The 19083-nt window shown below is 49.9% G+C and carries 19 protein-coding genes and 1 riboswitch; of the genes, 18 read left to right on the top strand and 1 reads right to left on the bottom strand.

Features of this window, described 5'->3' with window-relative positions; all coding sequences use genetic code 11:
• Positions 1-11 precede the first annotated feature (11 nt).
• From ABEQ74_RS10835 to ABEQ74_RS10775, 13 genes are all read left to right on the top strand, one after another.
• Positions 12-704 (top strand): response regulator transcription factor, encoded by a 693-nt coding sequence (locus ABEQ74_RS10835; RefSeq protein WP_430122199.1) that lies wholly within the window; start codon positions 12-14, stop codon positions 702-704.
• Between the two features lie 9 nt (positions 705-713).
• Positions 714-1694 carry a sensor histidine kinase gene (locus ABEQ74_RS10830; RefSeq protein WP_430122198.1) on the top strand — a complete coding sequence of 327 codons (981 nt, stop codon included), beginning with the start codon at positions 714-716 and terminating at the stop codon, positions 1692-1694.
• 534 nt (positions 1695-2228) lie between these two features.
• Positions 2229-2999, top strand: a complete 771-nt coding sequence (locus tag ABEQ74_RS10825; protein WP_430122197.1) for an ABC transporter ATP-binding protein — start codon at positions 2229-2231, stop codon at positions 2997-2999.
• Positions 2974-4902: an ABC transporter permease gene (locus tag ABEQ74_RS10820; protein WP_430122196.1), complete on the top strand. Its 1929-nt coding sequence runs from the start codon at positions 2974-2976 to the stop codon at positions 4900-4902. The genes ABEQ74_RS10825 and ABEQ74_RS10820 overlap by 26 nt, the downstream gene beginning before the upstream one ends.
• An 87-nt stretch (positions 4903-4989) precedes the next feature.
• The gene (locus ABEQ74_RS10815; RefSeq protein WP_430122195.1) at positions 4990-5811 is read left to right on the top strand and encodes an MBL fold metallo-hydrolase; all 822 of its coding nucleotides are present in this window, start codon (positions 4990-4992) and stop codon (positions 5809-5811) included.
• 262 nt (positions 5812-6073) lie between these two features.
• A complete protein-coding gene (locus tag ABEQ74_RS10810) occupies positions 6074-6724 on the top strand; it encodes a sigma-70 family RNA polymerase sigma factor (protein ID WP_430122194.1) in 651 nt (216 codons plus the stop codon).
• A gap of 595 nt (positions 6725-7319) precedes the next feature.
• Complete coding sequence (locus tag ABEQ74_RS10805; protein ID WP_430122193.1) at positions 7320-8486, top strand: bis-aminopropyl spermidine synthase family protein; 1167 nt, start codon at positions 7320-7322, stop codon at positions 8484-8486.
• Between the two features lie 61 nt (positions 8487-8547).
• Positions 8548-10686, top strand: coding sequence for a DNA topoisomerase III (locus ABEQ74_RS10800; protein ID WP_430122192.1), 2139 nt, complete (start codon positions 8548-8550; stop codon positions 10684-10686).
• 100 nt (positions 10687-10786) lie between these two features.
• Positions 10787-10924, top strand: coding sequence for a hypothetical protein (locus tag ABEQ74_RS10795; RefSeq protein ID WP_165593358.1), 138 nt, complete (start codon positions 10787-10789; stop codon positions 10922-10924).
• Between the two features lie 238 nt (positions 10925-11162).
• Positions 11163-11426, top strand: coding sequence for a DUF1294 domain-containing protein (locus ABEQ74_RS10790; RefSeq protein WP_054400793.1), 264 nt, complete (start codon positions 11163-11165; stop codon positions 11424-11426).
• 119 nt (positions 11427-11545) lie between these two features.
• The gene (locus ABEQ74_RS10785; RefSeq protein WP_430122191.1) at positions 11546-11980 is read left to right on the top strand and encodes a universal stress protein; all 435 of its coding nucleotides are present in this window, start codon (positions 11546-11548) and stop codon (positions 11978-11980) included.
• A 115-nt stretch (positions 11981-12095) separates the two neighbouring features.
• The gene (locus ABEQ74_RS10780; protein WP_430122190.1) at positions 12096-12689 is read left to right on the top strand and encodes a hypothetical protein; all 594 of its coding nucleotides are present in this window, start codon (positions 12096-12098) and stop codon (positions 12687-12689) included.
• 97 nt (positions 12690-12786) lie between these two features.
• Positions 12787-13065 (top strand): hypothetical protein, encoded by a 279-nt coding sequence (locus tag ABEQ74_RS10775; RefSeq protein ID WP_430122189.1) that lies wholly within the window; start codon positions 12787-12789, stop codon positions 13063-13065.
• 36 nt (positions 13066-13101) lie between these two features.
• Here ABEQ74_RS10775 and ABEQ74_RS10770 read toward each other — a convergent pair whose 3' ends face one another.
• Entirely contained in the window at positions 13102-13605 is a 504-nt protein-coding gene (locus ABEQ74_RS10770) for a histidine phosphatase family protein (protein ID WP_430122220.1), read from the bottom strand.
• 668 nt (positions 13606-14273) lie between these two features.
• A riboswitch (purine riboswitch) is annotated at positions 14274-14375 on the top strand.
• Between the two features lie 199 nt (positions 14376-14574).
• Here ABEQ74_RS10770 and purE point away from each other — a divergent pair.
• From purE to purS, 5 genes are all read left to right on the top strand, one after another.
• Complete coding sequence (purE, locus tag ABEQ74_RS10765) at positions 14575-15060, top strand: 5-(carboxyamino)imidazole ribonucleotide mutase (RefSeq protein ID WP_430122188.1); 486 nt, start codon at positions 14575-14577, stop codon at positions 15058-15060.
• Positions 15057-16244 carry a 5-(carboxyamino)imidazole ribonucleotide synthase gene (gene purK, locus ABEQ74_RS10760; RefSeq protein ID WP_430122187.1) on the top strand — a complete coding sequence of 396 codons (1188 nt, stop codon included), beginning with the start codon at positions 15057-15059 and terminating at the stop codon, positions 16242-16244. The genes purE and purK overlap by 4 nt, the downstream gene beginning before the upstream one ends.
• Positions 16245-16247: 3 nt before the next feature.
• Positions 16248-17543, top strand: a complete 1296-nt coding sequence (purB, locus tag ABEQ74_RS10755) for an adenylosuccinate lyase (RefSeq protein ID WP_430122186.1) — start codon at positions 16248-16250, stop codon at positions 17541-17543.
• A 344-nt stretch (positions 17544-17887) separates the two neighbouring features.
• Complete coding sequence (locus ABEQ74_RS10750) at positions 17888-18778, top strand: phosphoribosylaminoimidazolesuccinocarboxamide synthase (RefSeq protein ID WP_430122185.1); 891 nt, start codon at positions 17888-17890, stop codon at positions 18776-18778.
• A 58-nt stretch (positions 18779-18836) separates the two neighbouring features.
• Positions 18837-19082: a phosphoribosylformylglycinamidine synthase subunit PurS gene (purS, locus tag ABEQ74_RS10745; protein WP_430122184.1), complete on the top strand. Its 246-nt coding sequence runs from the start codon at positions 18837-18839 to the stop codon at positions 19080-19082.
• The last annotated feature ends 1 nt before the right edge of the window (position 19083 follow it).

Genomic DNA, 19083 nt, shown 5'->3' with positions numbered 1-19083 from the left:
AGGGTGAACGGATGTACAAAATCATGATCGTTGAGGATGACCCCAAGCTGGCAGGGCTGCTACAATCGCATATCGAACGGTACGGAAATGATGCAATCATCGTCGAGGATTTCGATCATGTGCTGGAGCAATTCCAGGAGATAAAGCCGCATATTGTTCTGCTCGACGTGAATCTGCCAAGCTTTGACGGATATTATTGGTGCCGCCAGATCAGGTCGATATCCACCTGTCCGATTATTTTCATATCCGCCCGGAACGGGACCCCTGATCAGTTGCGGGCGCTGGAGAACGGCGCGGATGATTATATCACCAAGCCGTTTGCATATGATATCGTCATCGCCAAGATTCACAGCCAGTTGCGCCGCGTATATGGTGATTATGCAGCTGCCTCCGCCGAGCGTACGGTTGAGAAGGACGGGCTAATCCTGTACCCCGAACGGATGGAGCTGATTCTTGAGGACCGGACATCCGTACTTACCAAAAAAGAAACCATCCTCCTGGAGACGCTGCTGAGCCGGAGCCCCCGGCTGGTCACGCGCGAAACGATTCTGGAGAAGCTGTGGGATGATACGTTCGTTGATGATAATACGCTCAGCGTGAATATTAACCGAGTGCGCAAACGGCTTGCGGAGTTAGGGATTGAGAATGCGCTGGAAACGATCCGTGGCTCCGGGTATCGCCTGCAAACGGTTTGGAAGAGGTAAGGGAAGTCTATGAAAAAGCTGTTTTGGCGTGAGCAACTGCCCTTGATACTATTTACGGTCGCCGAGTTGTTCGTGGTGCTGCTCGTATTCTGGTATGACGGTTATGATCATCCGATGACAGCGGCCTATGCTCTTTTCCTCGGCCTGACCATTCTGGGCGGATACTTGGCATTCCGGTATTTCACGCACCGGGATTTCTATGAACGGCTGTCACAGCCTATCAAGTCGCTGGAGGAATCGATCAAGCATAATGAATCGGCCCCGCTGCCTACGGCCCTTAGCGAGCTCATGGAAGAGCAATACCGTCAATACCGAACGGTTATGGAAGAGTGGGAGCGCCGGCGGAAAGAGCATATGATCTTCATGAATCAATGGGTACATCAGATGAAAACGCCGTTGTCTGTCATTGAGATGATCACGCAAGAGGATGATAACGACTCCTTCAAGAGTATATCCGAAGAGTCCGACCGGATTCGGCGCGGGCTGGAGATGGTGCTCTACATGTCCAGGCTCGAAACCTTTGAACAGGATTTCAGCGTGGAGCCCGTGAAGTTGCACCAGATTGCAGTTGATGCAGTTCATGAGAACAAGCGCTATTTTATTCACAGCCATGTATATCCGGAAGTCCGGATCAATCCGGACCTCACCGTTCAGACGGATGCCAAGTGGCTTCGGTTCATCATGCTGCAGCTGCTGTCCAACGCCATCAAATATTCCGCCGGCACCGGTCTTAAAGTGACAATCCAAGCCCACCGGAGCGAGCGACATGTCGTGCTGGAGATCACGGATCGGGGGATGGGCATACCCCGATCCGACATGAAGCGGGTGTTCGACCCGTTCTATACCGGGGAAAACGGACGCAGGCTGAAGGAATCCACCGGCATGGGCTTGTATCTCGTCAAGGAGGTCGTTTATAAAATGATTCACCAAATCGAGCTGGAATCCGAGCCGGGGAAAGGAACAACCGTGAGGTTGATTTTCTCGGGGTGAGGCCTGCTTGGTGTAGACGTCTCTTGGGTGGTTAGAGTTCATTTATTACAGTTGCAGGTGACATTGATGAAAATAGCATTATGTAGGCTGTAAAGCATGTGTTAGAGATATCTAGTTCGATTTCTTGTTAAACTTTGGATTGAATCACCTAAATACTTTATGAGGGCACCTTATCTCGGATAAACGATGGTTATTGAAATCATCATGAAGCCCTGAGATAAGGTTCTTTCTTTTGTTTTAAATAATGAGTAGGTATCGGCACGCGCCAGCGAAAGAGGACGAAACGATTCCGAAGAAGCGAAGCGGTCGCCTTTGCACCCGAATTTTTACCACAGTGTAATCGTTCAGAAAATTTGGGGGCAACAGCGATCGTAGGAACGTTACGTACTCGGAGCGGTCTTGAGAAGCGCAAAAGTAAAAACATGAATCTTACACCGATGTAAGATTGGTGAAAGAGTGATCGATAGGAGATGCTCTGGGGATGCTATACACTAACCTTACAAGATATGAAATAACGAAGGTGAGGTTTACAAGATGGAAATACTGAACGTGCGCAATCTGGGCAAAGTCTACAAGGCCGCGGTGTCCCATGAGGCGCTTTCCAATATCAATTTGAGCATCAACGAAGGGGAATTCGTTGGCATCATGGGACCTTCCGGAAGCGGAAAAACAACGCTCCTTAACATGATATCCACCATCGACCGTCCCACATCCGGAGAGATCCACATTGGCGGGGAAGATCCATTCCGTTTATCCCAGGATAAACTCGCGATGTTCCGCCGCCGTGAGCTCGGGTTTGTCTTTCAGTCCTTCAATCTGCTGAATACGTTGACGGTGAAGGAGAACATTTTGCTGCCGTTGGCGCTGGACGGTGTGGATCTGGATGAGATGAATCGCCGAGTGGGCATATTGGCCGAGAAGCTCGGCATTACATCGATTCTGGATAAGCGGACCTACGAAATATCGGGGGGACAGGCACAGCGGACGGCCGTAGCACGGGCGATGATCCATGTACCGAAGCTGGTTCTGGCCGATGAACCAACGGGGAATCTGGACTCCAAATCGGCACGCGATGTCATGGAGATGATGGAACGGAGAAACAAGGAAGACCAAGTGACAATGCTGCTGGTCACCCATGATCCGGTCGCTGCAAGCTACTGCAATCGGGTGGTGTTTATCAAGGACGGTCAGTTGTACAACGAGATCACGTACGGTGAGAGCCAGTCGGCCTTTTATCAAAAAATCATCAATGTGTTATCGCTGCTGGGAGGTTCGGGACATGAATTTTCGCCAGTTCGCCATTAACAATGTCCTGCGCAGCAAGCGCACGTATATCGCCCATTTCCTGAGCAGTGCCTTCTCGGTCATGATTTTCTTTACCTACGGGCTGCTGTCGTTTCATCCGCAGCTGAAGGACGGCCTGGTCTCCTCCAGCGGTACCATGTCCATGCTGGGCACGATGGGCATGACGGTATCGCAATACATTGTGTTTGTTTTTTCATTTTTCTTCCTGCTGTATTCGGTGGGGGCCTTCATCAAGGTCCGGAAAAGGGAGTTCGGCATTCTGCTGATCCTCGGCATGTCCCGCAAGCAATTGAACCGGATGCTATTTATCGAAAACATCTTGATTGGCGTTGCGGCGATCGTTGTCGGCATCGGAACGGGCCTGCTGTTCTCCAAGCTGATTCTGTTAATCAGCGCCAAGCTGCTGGCCGTGGATACCGGGCTTCCGTTTTATTTTCCGCTCGAATCGCTGATCATCACGGCAGCAGCTTATGCCGTATTGTTCCTGCTGATTGCGCTGTTCTCCTCGTTCATGCTGCGAAAGGGCACTCTGCTCGCCCTTGTGAAAGCGGAGGAAAGCCCCAAGCCGCAGCCGAAAGCATCACCTTGGCTCGCCGTGCTGGCTGTCCTGCTGATTGGTTCCGGATACGGCATGGTCATGGTTTTTGCGATACTCCAAATTTTCAATTTGTTATTGCTGCTTGGGGGCGTCGTATTCGTTATCATCGGCACTTACTTTCTCTTCACCCAGTTCAGCGTGTTCTTCATGCGGTACCTGCAGAGAAAAGAGCGATTCTTCTTCAAAAGAACCAATCTGTTGACGATCTCCGAGCTGCTGTACAGAATTAAGGATAACGCGGTGATGTTCTTCCTCGTTTCGGTCATTTCGGCATCTGCCTTTACCGGCATCGGAACTACGCTTGCGATCGGGGATCCGGGCCTGTCGGCCATGGAAAATCCCTATGCCTACACGTATTCCATGTACGAGGAGAATGCGGACAATGACAATCGACATCTTGATATCATCAGGGATGAACTCAAGAAAGGGGGATTCGATTACAAGGAGGCGGAGGTGACCCCGATTTTCTCGGATAACGGGGTGAATCTGATTAAGCTGAGCGAATATAACAGTCTCATTCAGTCGCTGGGTTACCCTGCAGAAACATTGGGTGACCTGGAAGGGATCTTGACTCCGGGAACGGTCACGGAGAAAAACGGCTACCGGATTGACGGCTTATTGAATGATCAGTTCGAGGTCATGAACGGCAACCAATCGGAAACCGTAAAGGTGCTCAAAGCCGAAACGTTCATTGCGATACCCGAAACCTACGGCGATACGCTGGTCGTATCCGACCGCTTGTACGAGGATGTGTTCCAGGTACAACAGGATCAGGAATACGGATATGCGGCATACCATACGTTTTACGTGCAGGATTGGAAGAATACAGGGGATGCGTCCAGAGCGATTATGGATCGACTCAGTGAGAATGAAGACTACAGCTATTATCTAAAATCATTATATTTGGACTGGAAAAGCGCCCAGCAGCAGAACGGAATTCTGCTTATGGTGAGCGGCTTGGTCGGCATTGTCTTTTTCACCTTCGCGGCAAGCTTTGTTTATTTCCGGCTGTACGCAGATCTAGCCCGGGATGAACAGCAGTATCGCATGATTGCCAAAGTCGGCCTCAGTAAAAAAGAGCTTGGCACCATTATTACCAAGCAGCTTGTCATCATGTTCTTTTTGCCGATGCTGATCGCGCTCATTCATAGCGGTGTTGCCTTTGTAGCCCTGCAGCAGCTGGTAGACTTCTCGATCGTTGGGCACAGTTTTAAGATCTTCATCTTCTTCCTGAGCATACAGATCATTTATTTCTTTATTACTCGCTGGCGTTATCTAGATCGTCTCAATAAAATCATTCAGTAAAAAATCGCCATTTCTTCGTTGAAAAGTGCCAAAACGGGTATGTTATTACAAGAAGCACTTACAACGAGAAGTGGGGGCGATTCCATAATGAATGATCACAGTATGTTAAAGACGGGTGCCGTAGAGACTGAAGAGATTACGCCGGATATTCTATCTTTGCGTACTGTAATGGTGAACGTCCAGATGATCGGTACGCCTGGAACGGGAGATTGGGTACTGATTGATACGGGGCTCAGGAATTTTGAAGGCTCCATTGTAGAAGAAGCTGAAAAAAGATTCGGAAAGCCGCCGGTATGCATCGTGCTTACGCATGGCCATTTTGACCATGTCGGGAATGTGAAGGAATTGACGGACCGCTGGAGCGTACCTGTCTACGCTCATCAGGACGAACTGCCGTTTCTTACGGGAAAAGAAGACTATCCACCTGGAGATCCAAGCGTAGGCGGCGGATTGATGGCCCGCGTTGCTCCGATGTATCCGAACAAAGCCATCGATCTGGGCTCCAGGATACAACCTCTGCCGGAGGACGGTAGCGTGCCGGGTCTTCCTGAATTCAAATGGCTGCCGACACCGGGCCATAGCCCCGGCCATATCTCTCTGTTCCGCGAACGGGATCGAGTCCTCGTGGCGGGAGACGCGGTGATTACGGTGAAGCAAGAGTCGGCGTTAGCCGTCATCGGGCAGGAGAAGGAGCTGCATGGTCCGCCGATGTATTTTACGCCGGATTGGGATCTTGCACGAGAATCGGTTCGTCGCCTGGCAAGCTTGAATCCCGGAGTTCTGATCACGGGACACGGGGTTTCGATGCGGGGTGAGGAGCTAATGACTTCACTTGCGCGGTTGGCCCGGGACTTTGACCGTTTAGCCGTTCCCGAGCAAGGTCGATATGTGGATAAGGATACGAAATGAATGTGAAGGGATCCAGTTATCCGTTTCATGATATGAACGATTCATAGGCTGAACGAGACACCGTGAGGGCGATGACCGACCTTGCGGTGTTTTTTCATAGGCTGAATATTCAATATGGCAATGATTAGTGGAATTGTGCAAAAATGAAGGTGATGGAAACTCCAGATTTTAAAAAAAAGATAAACTGACGTGAACCTGAGCACGCTCTCAGGCATCTAACTTATGTAAGGCCAAGGAAGTATTGCAAAGGAGGTCTCCCAATGTGAACAAGAAATCCAATATAGAGCGCGATGCTCAGCTTGCCAAGCATGGGGATCGAGAAGCCTTCAGTAGGCTGATCCATGCTTATGAGCGTAATTTGTATGGCTTAGCCCGCTTGTATCTGAGGAGGGAAGAGGATTGCGCGGATGCCGTACAGGAAGCGATTATTAAATCCTTCGCAGCTATGCCAACCTTGAAGGAGCCTGCTTATTTCAAAACATGGCTGTCCCGTATTCTCATTCATGAATGCCTGCAACTGCTGCGCTCCCAACAGCGGCTGTGGACGGTTGAACTTGCCAGTGGGGGCGCCGATGCCCTGCCGTATGAAGCGATCGAGCTCAACGAAGCCGTGACCCATCTGGAAGATGATTTACGCAGGGTCATTCAGCTTCACTATTACCGGGATATGCCGATTAGCCATATCGCCAAGATCGCAGGGATACCGGAAGGAACGGTGAAATCCCGGCTGTACCGGGCCCGCGCCATTTTGGCGGAAAGATTGGATCCCTCCACGGAAAGGAGCGTGGTCCATGACCCGATAGTAGGTAAGGAGTCGAGTCGGAATGACTTAACTCCTATCATGGCGATCCGAACGGCTAGGCTTGCCGGGGATTACGGTATCCTTTACAGATCATGGGGAGCGGCGGCTTAATGGAAACGAATCTGAATGTCAGATTGATGGACAAATCCGACCTTGAAGCAGAGTATTATATCGATCCCGGTTGGCAGGGTAGCGGATTAGGCTCGGCATTAATATGAAGGCATACCTAAACTCGGTTCACAATCATTATGGTGCTGCTTACGGGAAAGGATCTTTCTGCGGAGGATTTTTATCGGAAACTACGGCTTTGAAGCGAAGAAGGATATTATTTTTTATGGTCAACAGTTTTTAGTCGGCGGGATTTATATCGAAAATAGGGGAGCTGTCTTGATGTCGGTGCGTGTTCTTAACTAACCAAATTGTATAGGACTCTGGCTTGTGTTTTGGGAAAAGACCCACTTTATGTGAGGTTTATTTGTCATGGCGCAATAGCTGGAGTCCACCTGGTTAAGAACACAACAGCCATCCCTTATATATTGACTGTACAGCCGAGCTCTGAGCACGGCTTCCCGCTTGAGGGGACAGAAGGTGGACGATGGTTCATGGACTTCTGTCCTTTTTTTATTACTGCAGCACGTATGGGGTTACGTGTGTTCTTTTCCAGGGGCAATAACCATCCCATATTCAGGAAAAGAGCGTGATTCGAATGATCGATTATATAGGAAAAGTAAAAACCAAGGTTCGTCTCCAGGAAGGCGTTCAGGTGATCGAACAGCTGCTGGTGGCGAGTTATATGCGTCCTGGCATATCAACCAAAGAGCTGGGGCGTCATACCTATCTCCCGGTTCCGGTCGCTGCGGCGATCAAGAAGGAGCTCATCCAAGCAGGGGCTCTCATTCAAGAGCAGGGAGTCCGCTGCACCCATTCCGGGAAGTATTATGTTGAACATGAGTTAGGATACAGCGGCTTGGATTTAGATTTGTATCAGAAGCTGATGGCCAATGAAACTGATTGGCAGACGGAGCTTTCGGATGTACTAGCAAGGCTCACGGAGATACTGGAGCAGCGCCCACAAGTCGATGTACAGATCGATCAATCCCAATGCACGGTCGAGACGAGTCTCCGGAGAGCAGTTCTGTCTCTGAGGGAGCATAGCCTGATCGGAAAAAAAATCCTGTGTGTCGGCGATGACGATCTCGTGAGCATCTCCCTGGGTCTGCTTCTTAAACGGCTGTTCCCGAACGCTAAAGATCAGAGGGCAAGCATTACCGTAATGGACATCGATGAGCGATTCCTGCAGTTTATCCAGGGCGCGGCTGCAAAAGAGGACTTAGTGGTTACATGCAGGCATATCGATCTCAGACAGCCTTTGCCTCAGGGCTGGAGCGGGCAATATGATTGCTTTTTCACTGATCCGCCGTACACGCTTCAAGGGCTGACCCTGTTCTTATCCAGAGGGATTAGCGCGTTGAAACGCGAAAAAGGATGCCCCATCTTTCTCTCCTTTGCCCACAAATCTCCTGATTTCACATGGTCCATGCAGCGTGATTTCGTCCGCATGGGTTTGTCGGTAAAACAGGTGCTGCTTCATTTCAATCAGTATATCGGAGCGCAGATGATTGGCAATAGCAGCCAGATGATCGTGCTGACAACGACGGAATTTACGGAGCCATATATGACGGATTCTTTTGAGGAGGAGCTTTATACAGGCGAGGTTAGGCGAACGGTCCGAATCTACAAATGTATTCAATGTCAGGGCGAGCTGCAGGTGGGCGTGCAGGGTGATTATTCCACGATTGAGGATTTGAAGAATCAGGGTTGCCCAGTATGCGCCAATCAAACGTTTAATTTGCTGGATAAGAAAATGATCTGACGATCTTTGTGGAAACAATCGATGGGAGGTTATAATAGGGGCATAGAGGAAGGGGAGGGCTATGAAAGTATTAGTATTGGCTGAGAAGCCGTCCGTTGCGAAAGAAATTGCAAGAGTAATGGGGAGCCGTGAGAAGCAGAAGAGTTATTTTGAAGGACCGAAATATATTGTGACCTGGGCGCTCGGGCATCTGGTAGGTCTTGCGGAACCCGAGGATTATGATAAGAAGTATCAGACCTGGGCATTGGAGGATCTGCCGATTCTCCCGGACAATACACGGCTGAAAGTGCTGAGGGAAACTAGTCATCAGTTCAAGACGGTCCAGCATTTGATGAAGCGGCAGGATGTCGGGGAGTTGATTATTGCTACAGATGCCGCGCGTGAGGGGGAACTGCTTGCACGCTGGATTCTAAAAATGGCGAAGTGGAACAAGCCGTTCAAACGGCTGTGGATTTCTTCTCAGACCGATAAGGCGATTAAGGAAGGTTTCGCATCCCTCAAGCCGGGGCAGCAGTTCGACCGATTGTATGAGTCTGCGCGCTGCCGGGCGGAAGCGGATTGGATGGTCGGGCTTAATGTGACGCGTGCGCTGACAACCAAGTTTAATGCACAACTGTCGGCAGGAAGAGTTCAAACACCAACGCTTGGAATGATCATGGATCGTGAGAAGGAGATCATAAATTTCCGTTCCCAGGAGTATGAGACATTGCAGGCCGATCTTGGAAGCTTTGAGGTTTCATGGCGTCCGGCTGGCGGTGACGGTCGTATCTTCGAGAAGGAGAAGGCAGCGAAGTTGAAGCAGAAGCTGGAGGGCGGCTCCGGAAAAATCGTCAGCGTGAAAAAGAGCGAGAAAACAGAACCGCATCCGCTGGCTTATGATTTAACCGAACTGCAGCGGGATGCCAACCGTCGGTACGGGTTCTCGGCCAAGCAGACCTCGAATGTGCTCCAGCGCCTGTATGAGCAGCATAAGCTGGTCACCTACCCGCGGACGGATAGCCGTTACCTGACCTCCGATATGGTCGGGACCTTAAAGGAAAGATTGTCGAGCATCGCGATCGGACCTTATGCTTCTCTTGCACGGCCGCTGCTGCGCAAGAATCTATCGCCAAGCAAGCGGGTCGTGGATGACAGCAAGGTTACCGATCATCACGCTATCATTCCGACCGAACAGACCGTGCTGCTGAATCAGCTATCTGTTGATGAACGTAAGCTGTACGATCTCATCGTGCGCCGGTTCATTAGCTTGTTCTATCCTCCTGCCCGCTACGATAATGTATCCGTAACCGTGCAGATTGAGGGTGAACAGCTCTACGCCAAAGGCACTACTATTAAGGACAACGGATGGCGTGAGGTATATGGCGGCGATTATGATGATGAAGCTGACGACGAGCATGACGATGGTCAGAGCGGGTCTTCATCGGGCAAGCTCCTGCCGGAGCTGAAAGAAGGAGAATCGGTGAAGGTGGTCCGGTGCGTGCTGAAGCCAGGACGTACCCAGCCGCCGAAGCGGTATAACGAGGCAGCGCTGCTCTCCCAGATGGAGAAGCATGGTCTTGGAACACCGGCGACACGAGCGGACATTATTGAGAAGCTGGTGAGCTCGGACACGATCGAACGACAGGGGCAGACCCTTCATCCGACAGGCAAGGGCAAGCAGTTGATTGAGCTTGTCGCTCCGGAGCTCCGCACACCAGATCTCACGGCGCGGTGGGAGGCCGAGCTGGAACGAATTGCGAAGGGGCAGGGCAAGCCGGAGCCTTTCTTGCGCGGCATACGGGATATGACGAAGAAGCTGGTCACGGACGTGAAGGGAAGCGATGCGGAATACAAGCCGCATAATGTCTCGAACAGCCACTGTCCGGATTGCGGCACAAGACTGCTGGAGAAGAAGACCAAGCGCGGCAAGCTGCTGGTCTGTCCGAGTGACGATTGCGGCTATAAGCGCTCAGGAGAGAAGCGTCTGTCCAACCGTCGCTGTCCACAGTGCCATAAGAAAATGGAGATGAAGGAAGGCAAGGCAGGTCTCTTCGTACAATGCCTTGGCTGCGGGATCACAGAAACGCTCAAGAAAGACGCCAAGCATGTGAACAAACGCGAGGAGCGGAAGCTTGTGCAGCAATACAGCAAGCAGGAGTCGATCGGTTCCAATCTGGGCGATCTGTTGAAGGCCGCCCTGGAACAGAAGGGGAAGGAATAACCTAACTCAACGGATCTCGGCTGCGTGAACAGCGGTATATTGCTGGCTGGAGCATAACCTGGGGTAGAATAGTTCATTCTACGGATAGGGGGTGATTTGCATGCCGCATCATAAAGCGAGAAAAAGCGAAAATCAGCAGAACAAATCCAGCATCCTTGAGGAGAGCAAAACCCTCAAGCCGAAGAAGGCTGCAGACTATGTTCCAAGTCTGAACGAAATACCCAAGAATGAATCATAAGTTTTCGTAAGTTGTTGAAGAAAAATAGTCTGGTTGCCATTATCCAAAGGACACGGTCCGTTTCGTTGCTCGCGTTCGGTCGGTGTCCTGATAATGGCAGTCACACTCAAGATGGCTGGTCGGATGCATGGTCAGATCATTGTTTTCATCAGCCTGCAGTTTTATAATAAGGATAGAGCGTATAGCTGATGGCTGGTTGGAAGGATCGATCAGTTGGAATGGAGGTGCATGAACCCACTTGAAACCTGCACTGATCGTTTGGATTGTTTTTATCAATGCGGTTGCCTATCTGGTCATGTCAGACGATAAACGTCGAGCCCGTATGGGAAGGGACCGCGTGCCGGAGAAAACCCTTTTTCTGCTTGCAGCCATAGGCGGAGCCTTGGGGATATGGATTGCCATGTACCGCAAGCGTCATAAGACGAGGCATTTGACTTTTAAAGTCGGAGTTCCGCTGCTGCTCATCGTCAATGTTGCATTATATACGTATTTCTGGGGCTAATGCTGATTACTCTGGATACATAGGCACCCTAAAGCTGGTTAGCAAGCTCGATTCATACGGGTATCATATTGTTTAATTATATATAGTTGGTCTTTTAACAATAGAAAGAGGTGGCCTGTATGCTTTTTACTAAAATTCTTCTAGCTTACGACGGCTCCAAAGCAGCGAATAAAGCGCTCGGACGTGCGGTTGAGCTTGCCAAAGTAACGCCGGGAGCGACGCTGGATGTCATTCATGCATATGATTTTCCGCGTTTTTTTGTTGGGGAAGGGCTTGCTCCGATTCCAGCTTCACTTAATAAAGATGTCTACGATCTTGCTGTACAGACGACAGAGGAAGTCCGTGAAAAGATCGAAAACTCCGGCGTCAACGGTCAAGTGGAGATGATCCAGGGACCTCCGGCCGAAGTCATTCTGGAATATGTTGAGCAGAACGGCAATGATCTCATTATCATTGGCAGCCGTGGCCTTGGGGGCATTCGCGAATTTGTACTGGGCAGTGTCAGCCATAATGTGGTGCAGCATGCAACAGTTCCGGTACTGGTGGTCAAATAATACAGCTAGGGACGCTAAAGCGTCCCTTTTTTATACATATACTTCAATACGACACCACTGCTGATTACGATGAAGGTGTATTCATGTACAAATGGAGAAGTTAAGGTATAGGAGGATGGTTAACCTGTTATCAAAAAAGAAAAATACGATTATTTCTCTTGTGATGACTTTAATCCTCGCGGCAGTAGCTTACTATTACTTTGTCATTTATAGCTCCGTTCGTGACATATCCTTACCCGCCACCTACAAAGGGTATTCAACTGCACAAGCATTATTCTCCGGTGCTGATTTGGTTGTGATTGGGAGTCCAATTAAAGACTTTGAGGATCGTGAAGTGATTCTGAAAGAGCGTTCCAGGGGCATTATCGAATATATTGTAACCTCTACAGAAATTAATGTAGAAAAGGTATTGAAGGGGCCTAAAGAGGATGCTGTTAATCTTAAAGTAATTGAACCTATCGGTATAAGACAGACTTACAGAGGTAAAGAAAGAATAGCAAGTGATGGATATACCGCGATGAGAAAAGACAGCCAATACGTAATATTTTTAGGTGAAAACACGTTTGGTCAATACAGTGTCATTAATATGCAGGCTGGAAAATTCAATCTGGATGGAACAGATCCCGATGATCTCTCGGGAGAAGAGTCATTTAATAAGCAAAGAATTTTCACAGAACTTAAAACGGATTTTTCTCAGGAATTAAAATAAGGCGGGATTATCCCGCGGGACGCTATAGGCGTCCCCTATATTAAATCCCAAGACTTAGTGCTCATGGCAAGCAATTCATTGGGAGAGGGGAGTCATTATGGAAATTATTCTTCTTATCGTCGTAGTCGTTCTAGCCGTTCTTATGATCTCCAGCCGTATGGCAGCCATCGAGAAACGAATGAAGCAGCAGCAGGCTGTTTTGAACCAAATCGCCAAACATCTAAGCGCTCCCGAACCGCCGGTTCATGAGGAAGTCAAAAGGCTGCTTCGTGAAGGGCAGGATATCAAGGCGGTTAAAACTGTCAGGGAAGAATTAGGGTTATCTTTGCTTGAAGCTAAACAATATGTAGATGCAATCAAGAATGGTGAACATTAGACCAGGGCGGGAAGACCAGGGCAGATTTCATTTTGGTTATAGGTGAGGTGTCGCATTCTCCAAGGTGAGTTCTAAGCGTCCGCCACGGTGCTCGATTTTGTGCAGGCTGGTATTTGCCGCCGGGAAGAACGGGTTCTTATTACTCCATACGATATCCTTCATTATATGGTAAATGATATTGATGACTCCGCCGTGAGTGACCACCAATACGTTTTCGTTTATTTCTAGCTGGTTCTGGCATAACCTCACGAAGGTTTCCTTAATCCGCGCAAAATTCTCCTGGGGACTCTCACCGCCAGGGTATTTTTCGTCCATCCCTAAGCTGGAAAAATACAATCCGGGGAATCGTTCTTCAGCTAAAGCGTGAGGCATACCGGCGAGCAGACCGTTGTTGGTCTCCCTCCAACCCTCGGAGCCATGAAAGGGCAGGCCGAGCTGATTGGCAAGGATGGCAGCAGTCTGAGAAGCCCTCTGCAGATCACTGCATACAATCCGGTGGATATTAAAATCATGCTTGTGTTCACTAAGGTACTGCCCCAGTTTCTCCGCTTCCCTGATTCCTTCATTGATGAGCCCCCGCTGGCTTCACCCTCCGCGGTATCCTTCTTCATCTTGACCATGTCTAACGAGATAGATAGCCATTTGGTTCCTCCTTAGAAATAGATTCTTGTATGGGACAATTAAGTATTCTATCGTATTTAATTCTAGTGGCGGATCTTAAGAATTCGACACTTAACTCGATCTTCCTTGTAAGCAACTACAATTAAAGAGCAGAATACGGTTTTATTTTTATTCTGCTATAACACTTTTCCCTTACCCTCTATGCAGCAGCAAAAAAAAGTCCGCGCTCCAGCGGAGCAGACGAATCGTGGATGGAGAAGCGAAGCGTTCGCCTTTAAACACGGGAAACTTCCTTAAAGATAGTTCATTCCAGTTTCCCGTGTTTAACAGCGATCGGAATCACGATGCGTCAGCGCAGCGACGACTATGCTCCACATGTACTGCTCAGGGCTTCTTCATGCCCTAGAGCTGCCCACGCTTTATAAAGCCCGCAAACTCAAAGGAAGTTTTTGTTGCTGCATTGCTCACTCCCTAGATACGAACATTATTTTTTCGATAAAAGAGATTGTTCGTGTTTAGGTTGACATGGAGTGTCAGAAATTGATAAACTGAGGATGTTGGGGTTCTAAAAAACTTATAAAGCGTAATTGATGAAATTAAATACATCTCGTATAAAGCCGGGGATATGGCCCGGAAGTCTCTACCCGGAAACCGTAAATTTTCGGACTACGAGGGAATACAAACGGTGCGGCAGCAGTGGGGCTTTTAGCTACATGTTTGTCTCTTTGGCGGCGGATGCGAGAAGACTCTTCTGCTTGACATAGGCAGCAGCGTTCGTAATCCTATTCATGTCCGAGACCTGCACAGACTTTGTGTTTACGGGATCGGACTTTTTTTTCAGTAGTTCACTATAGCATGATCGAATTTCGAAGAAAGCGGGGGTAACTGATGACAGCACAAGTAGGAGTCATTATGGGAAGCCAATCTGACTGGGAGACGATGTCACATGCATGTCAGGTGCTGGACGAGCTTGAAATCGCTTATGAGAAAAAAGTCGTTTCGGCTCACCGGACACCGGATCTGATGTTCCAATATGCTGAGGAAGCGGAAGGCCGGGGAATTCGCGTTATTATTGCTGGAGCCGGCGGAGCCGCTCATCTTCCGGGAATGGTCGCTTCGAAGACCGTATTGCCGGTCATTGGCGTACCGGTTAAATCGAATGCGCTGAAGGGTCTGGATTCATTGCTGTCGATCGTGCAAATGCCGGGGGGAATTCCGGTAGCGACCGTAGCTATTGGCAAAGCGGGGGCAACGAATGCAGGATTACTGGCGGCTCAGATTTTAGGTGCCTCCGATGTAGGGATTCGCGCAAGAGTGCAGGCGCGCCGGGACCGAATCCGTGACGAAGTGCTGGAAAGCAGTGATCACCTATGATGGAAAGCGGAGCAGAGCAGAAGCAAACCGCGGGTAGAAAGATTCTTCCCGGTTCTGTTATTGGTGTTCTTGGAGGCGGACAGCTGGGGCGGATGATCGCGCTCGACGGAGTCCGTATGGGATATTCGTTTGTTACCATTGATCCAACGCCGAAATCTCCGCTTGGCCAAATAGCAGAACAGCTTACGGCCCCTTATGACGATGTGGAGGCTGCCCGGCAGCTCGCCGCTAAGGCGGATGTCATCACATACGAATTTGAAAATGTCGATGCGGGTGTGGCCCGGCTTCTGGAGGAGCAATCTTATGTTCCCCAAGGAAGCAAGCTGCTGTATACCACACAGCACCGCTTGCGCGAGAAGGCTGCGATTGAAGCAGCTGGCGTGCCGGTTGCGCCGTATCGTGAAATAACTAGCTTGGAAGATTTGAAATCTGCCGCTTCTGAACTTGGACTTCCGTGCGTACTTAAGACTGCAACGGGAGGTTATGATGGTAAGGGGCAGGCGGTTCTCCGCAGCGAGAATGAACTGGAATCCGCGTACAGGGAGCTGGCCGCCAGCGGAACTGAACTGGTGCTCGAGAAATTCATCAAGTTCGCATGCGAGATTTCCGTGATTGCTGCGAGAACGCCTAGCGGTACCGTGAAGAGCTTTCCTCCGGCAGAGAATGTGCACGTCAACAATATTTTGCACTTGTCGATTGTGCCTGCGCGCGTGTCGAGCGAAGTCATGCGTAAAGCCTGCCAGCTAGCAGAACGTGTGGCTGAAGGTCTGGAAGCCGTTGGACTGCTGGCTGTGGAAATGTTCGTGACCGAGGACGGGGAACTGTTCGTCAACGAGCTTGCACCTCGACCGCATAATTCGGGTCACTATACGATGGAGGCTTGCTCAACTTCCCAATTCGAACAGCATGTGAGAGCGATCTGTGATCTTCCGCTTGGCGATACTACGCTGCTAAGCTCGGTCGTTATGGTGAACCTGCTGGGACAGCATGTGGAGGAAGCGGTAAGGCGTTTTGGAGAGCGTGACGAGCTTGCAGAGTCTCTGGGCGTTGTCCCTAAGCTTCATTTATACGGCAAGAGTGAATCGAAAGTTAACCGCAAGATGGGACATATCAACCTCTTGTGCGGGGACGTCGATGCCGCGCTTGAATGGGTAGAGAAAATGAATATTTGGAGGCAGGATTAAACGATGATTGAACGTTATAGCAGACCGGAAATGCGGGCGATTTGGACCGAGGAGAACAAATTCAGAGCATGGCTTGAAGTAGAATTATGTGCTTGCGAGGCTTGGGCAGATCTGGGTGTCATTCCGAAGGAAGACACAGTGAAGCTTCGCCAGAACGCAACCTTTGATATAGATCGGATTTATGAAATCGAGCAGGAAACCCGCCATGACGTCATCGCTTTTACTCGCGCAGTATCAGAAAGCCTTGGTGAAGAGCGCAAATGGGTCCACTACGGATTGACTTCCACGGATGTGGTGGACACCGCGACGGGGTATTTGCTCAAGCAAGCTAACGAAATCCTGGAGCAGGACATCCTGCGCTTCATCGGTGTTCTGAAAGAGAAGGCACTGGCCTACAAGCATACTCCAATGATGGGCAGAACGCATGGCGTGCATGCAGAGCCGACGACTTTCGGTCTTAAGATGGCGCTCTGGCATGAAGAAATGATCCGAAATCTGGAGCGTTTCCGCCATGCGGCTGACGGTGTGCAGTACGGCAAAATCTCGGGTGCTGTCGGAACGTATGCCAATATCGATCCTTCAGTAGAAGAATTCGTCTGCCGCAAGCTCGGCACGAAGCCAGCGCCGATCTCAACCCAGACACTGCAGCGTGACCGTCATGCGGAATATATGGCTACGCTCGCGCTCATCGCTACATCGCTTGAGAAATTCGCTACCGAAGTACGCGCACTCCAGAAGAGTGAAGTTCGCGAAGTCGAAGAGGCATTCGCCAAAGGGCAAAAAGGCTCCTCCGCAATGCCGCATAAACGCAATCCGATTGGTTCGGAGAACATCTCCGGTCTTGCTCGCGTCATTCGCGGTCATATGGTATCTGCTTACGAGAATGTGTCGCTCTGGCATGAGCGGGATATTTCCCACTCCTCGGTAGAGCGGATCATTCTGCCGGATGCGACAATGCTGCTGAACTACATGCTGAACCGTTTCGGCAACATCATCAAGAACCTGACAGTCTTCCCGGAGAATATGAAGCGCAACATGGCTCGCACATTTGGTGTTCCTTTCTCGGGCCGCGTCATGACCAAGCTGATCGACAAGGGCTTCAGCCGCGAGCAAGCGTATGACACTGTTCAACCACGTGCCATGCAGGCATGGGAAGAGCAGCGCCAATTCCGCGAGATTGTGGAATCCACACCGGAGATCACCGAGGTGCTGAGCGCTGAAGAGATCGAAGATGCGTTCAATCCAAGCTGGCATCTGAAGCATGTGGATACGATTTTCGCCAAGCTGGGACTGGAATAGTTTAAATACCGGATTGGACCATATTTAAATAAGATCTAGAGAAGATCTTTTTCTACAACGGAGAAGGCCGATTTATTTTGTAGAAGCGTCAGCGGTCTCCTGAAAGCTTTCCGTTGGAAAGCTAGCATCGAAAGCATATGATGCCCCCGGATTTCAACCATTAAATTGTATGTAATAGAAATCTAGGGGCAACAGGGATCGGAAAAATAATCCGCATTCGTAGTGATGAACAAGCTAAAGATCTTAATGCACATAGTACTGAACGTTATATTTTTCATCTGTCAGAAATATAGGGAGCGACTTTTCGAGGATCGAGATACACGTCGCCCCAAGGGGAGGAACACATGACATTACCGGCATTATCGACCGCCACTCATCTGGTCAACGTACCGCTGCTGTATAAGGGCAAGGTTCGTGAATTGTACGACTTGGGCGAGCATGTACTCATTGTAGTAACCGACCGAATTTCCGCTTTTGACTATGTGCTGGAGCCGCCTGTACCGGCCAAAGGAACCGTGCTGAACAAGCTCAGCGCCTTCTGGTTTGAACAAACCGCTCAGCTCATCAGCAACCATGTCGTGCATACAGACGTCAACCTCCTGGGAGATGCCGTTAAGGACAAGGACTTGCTGGATGGACGAATCATGGTATGCCGCAGAGCAGAACGCATCGATATTGAATGCGTGGTGCGCGGGTATATTACCGGCGGGGGCTGGAGGCAGTACCAAACCTCTGGTGAGGTGAACGGCATTAAGCTGCCGGAGGGCCTGCGCAAGAATGAGGCTTTTCCAGAGCCGATCTTCACGCCAGCTGCCAAGAACGATGTCGGCCATGACGAGGATATTTCGCTGTCCCGCATGAAGGAGCTTGTCGGCGAGGAGCTGGCACTGCAGCTGCAGGACAAAAGCCTGATGCTCTATAAATATGCGCGGGATTACTGCGCGAAGCAGGGTATTATTTTGGCGGATTGCAAGTTCGAGTTCGGTTTGATTGACGGGGAGATCATCTTAATCGATGAGATTTTCACGCCGGATTCCTCCCGCTTCTGGGATGAGAAGAATTATGCGCTTGATATTGAGATTGACAGCATGGATAAAGAGCCTGTGCGCACCTATCTCGCATCATCCGATTGGGACAAGAATAGTGCACCTGATCCCCTGCCGCAAGACGTGGTTGAGGAGACGACACGCCGCTACACCGATATTTACAGCCGAATCACGGCTATGAGTCTGTAAAGCTATAGATCTTTTATAAAGCCATTTTATTCATTATACCGAGGAGGAACAGGATATCATGTTGAAAGCAAAGGTCTACGTTACAATTAAGCAGAGCGTATTGGACCCTCAAGGGGTAGCGGTGCAAGGGGCGCTTCATTCGATCGGATTTAAAGAAGTGGAGAGTCTGCGGATCGGTAAATATATGGAGCTTGAACTGGATACGGACAATCGTGAGGAAGCGCAGCAGCGCGTGAAAGAAATGTGCGAGAAGCTTCTGGCCAATACGGTGGTAGAGAACTACCGTTATGAATTGGAGGGCTAAA

Source organism: Paenibacillus solani, assembly GCF_050475945.1.
Classification (GTDB): domain Bacteria; phylum Bacillota; class Bacilli; order Paenibacillales; family Paenibacillaceae; genus Paenibacillus_AQ; species Paenibacillus_AQ solani_A.
Note: the sequence above shows the minus strand (reverse complement) of the source record. Positions and strands in the feature narration are given on the sequence as shown.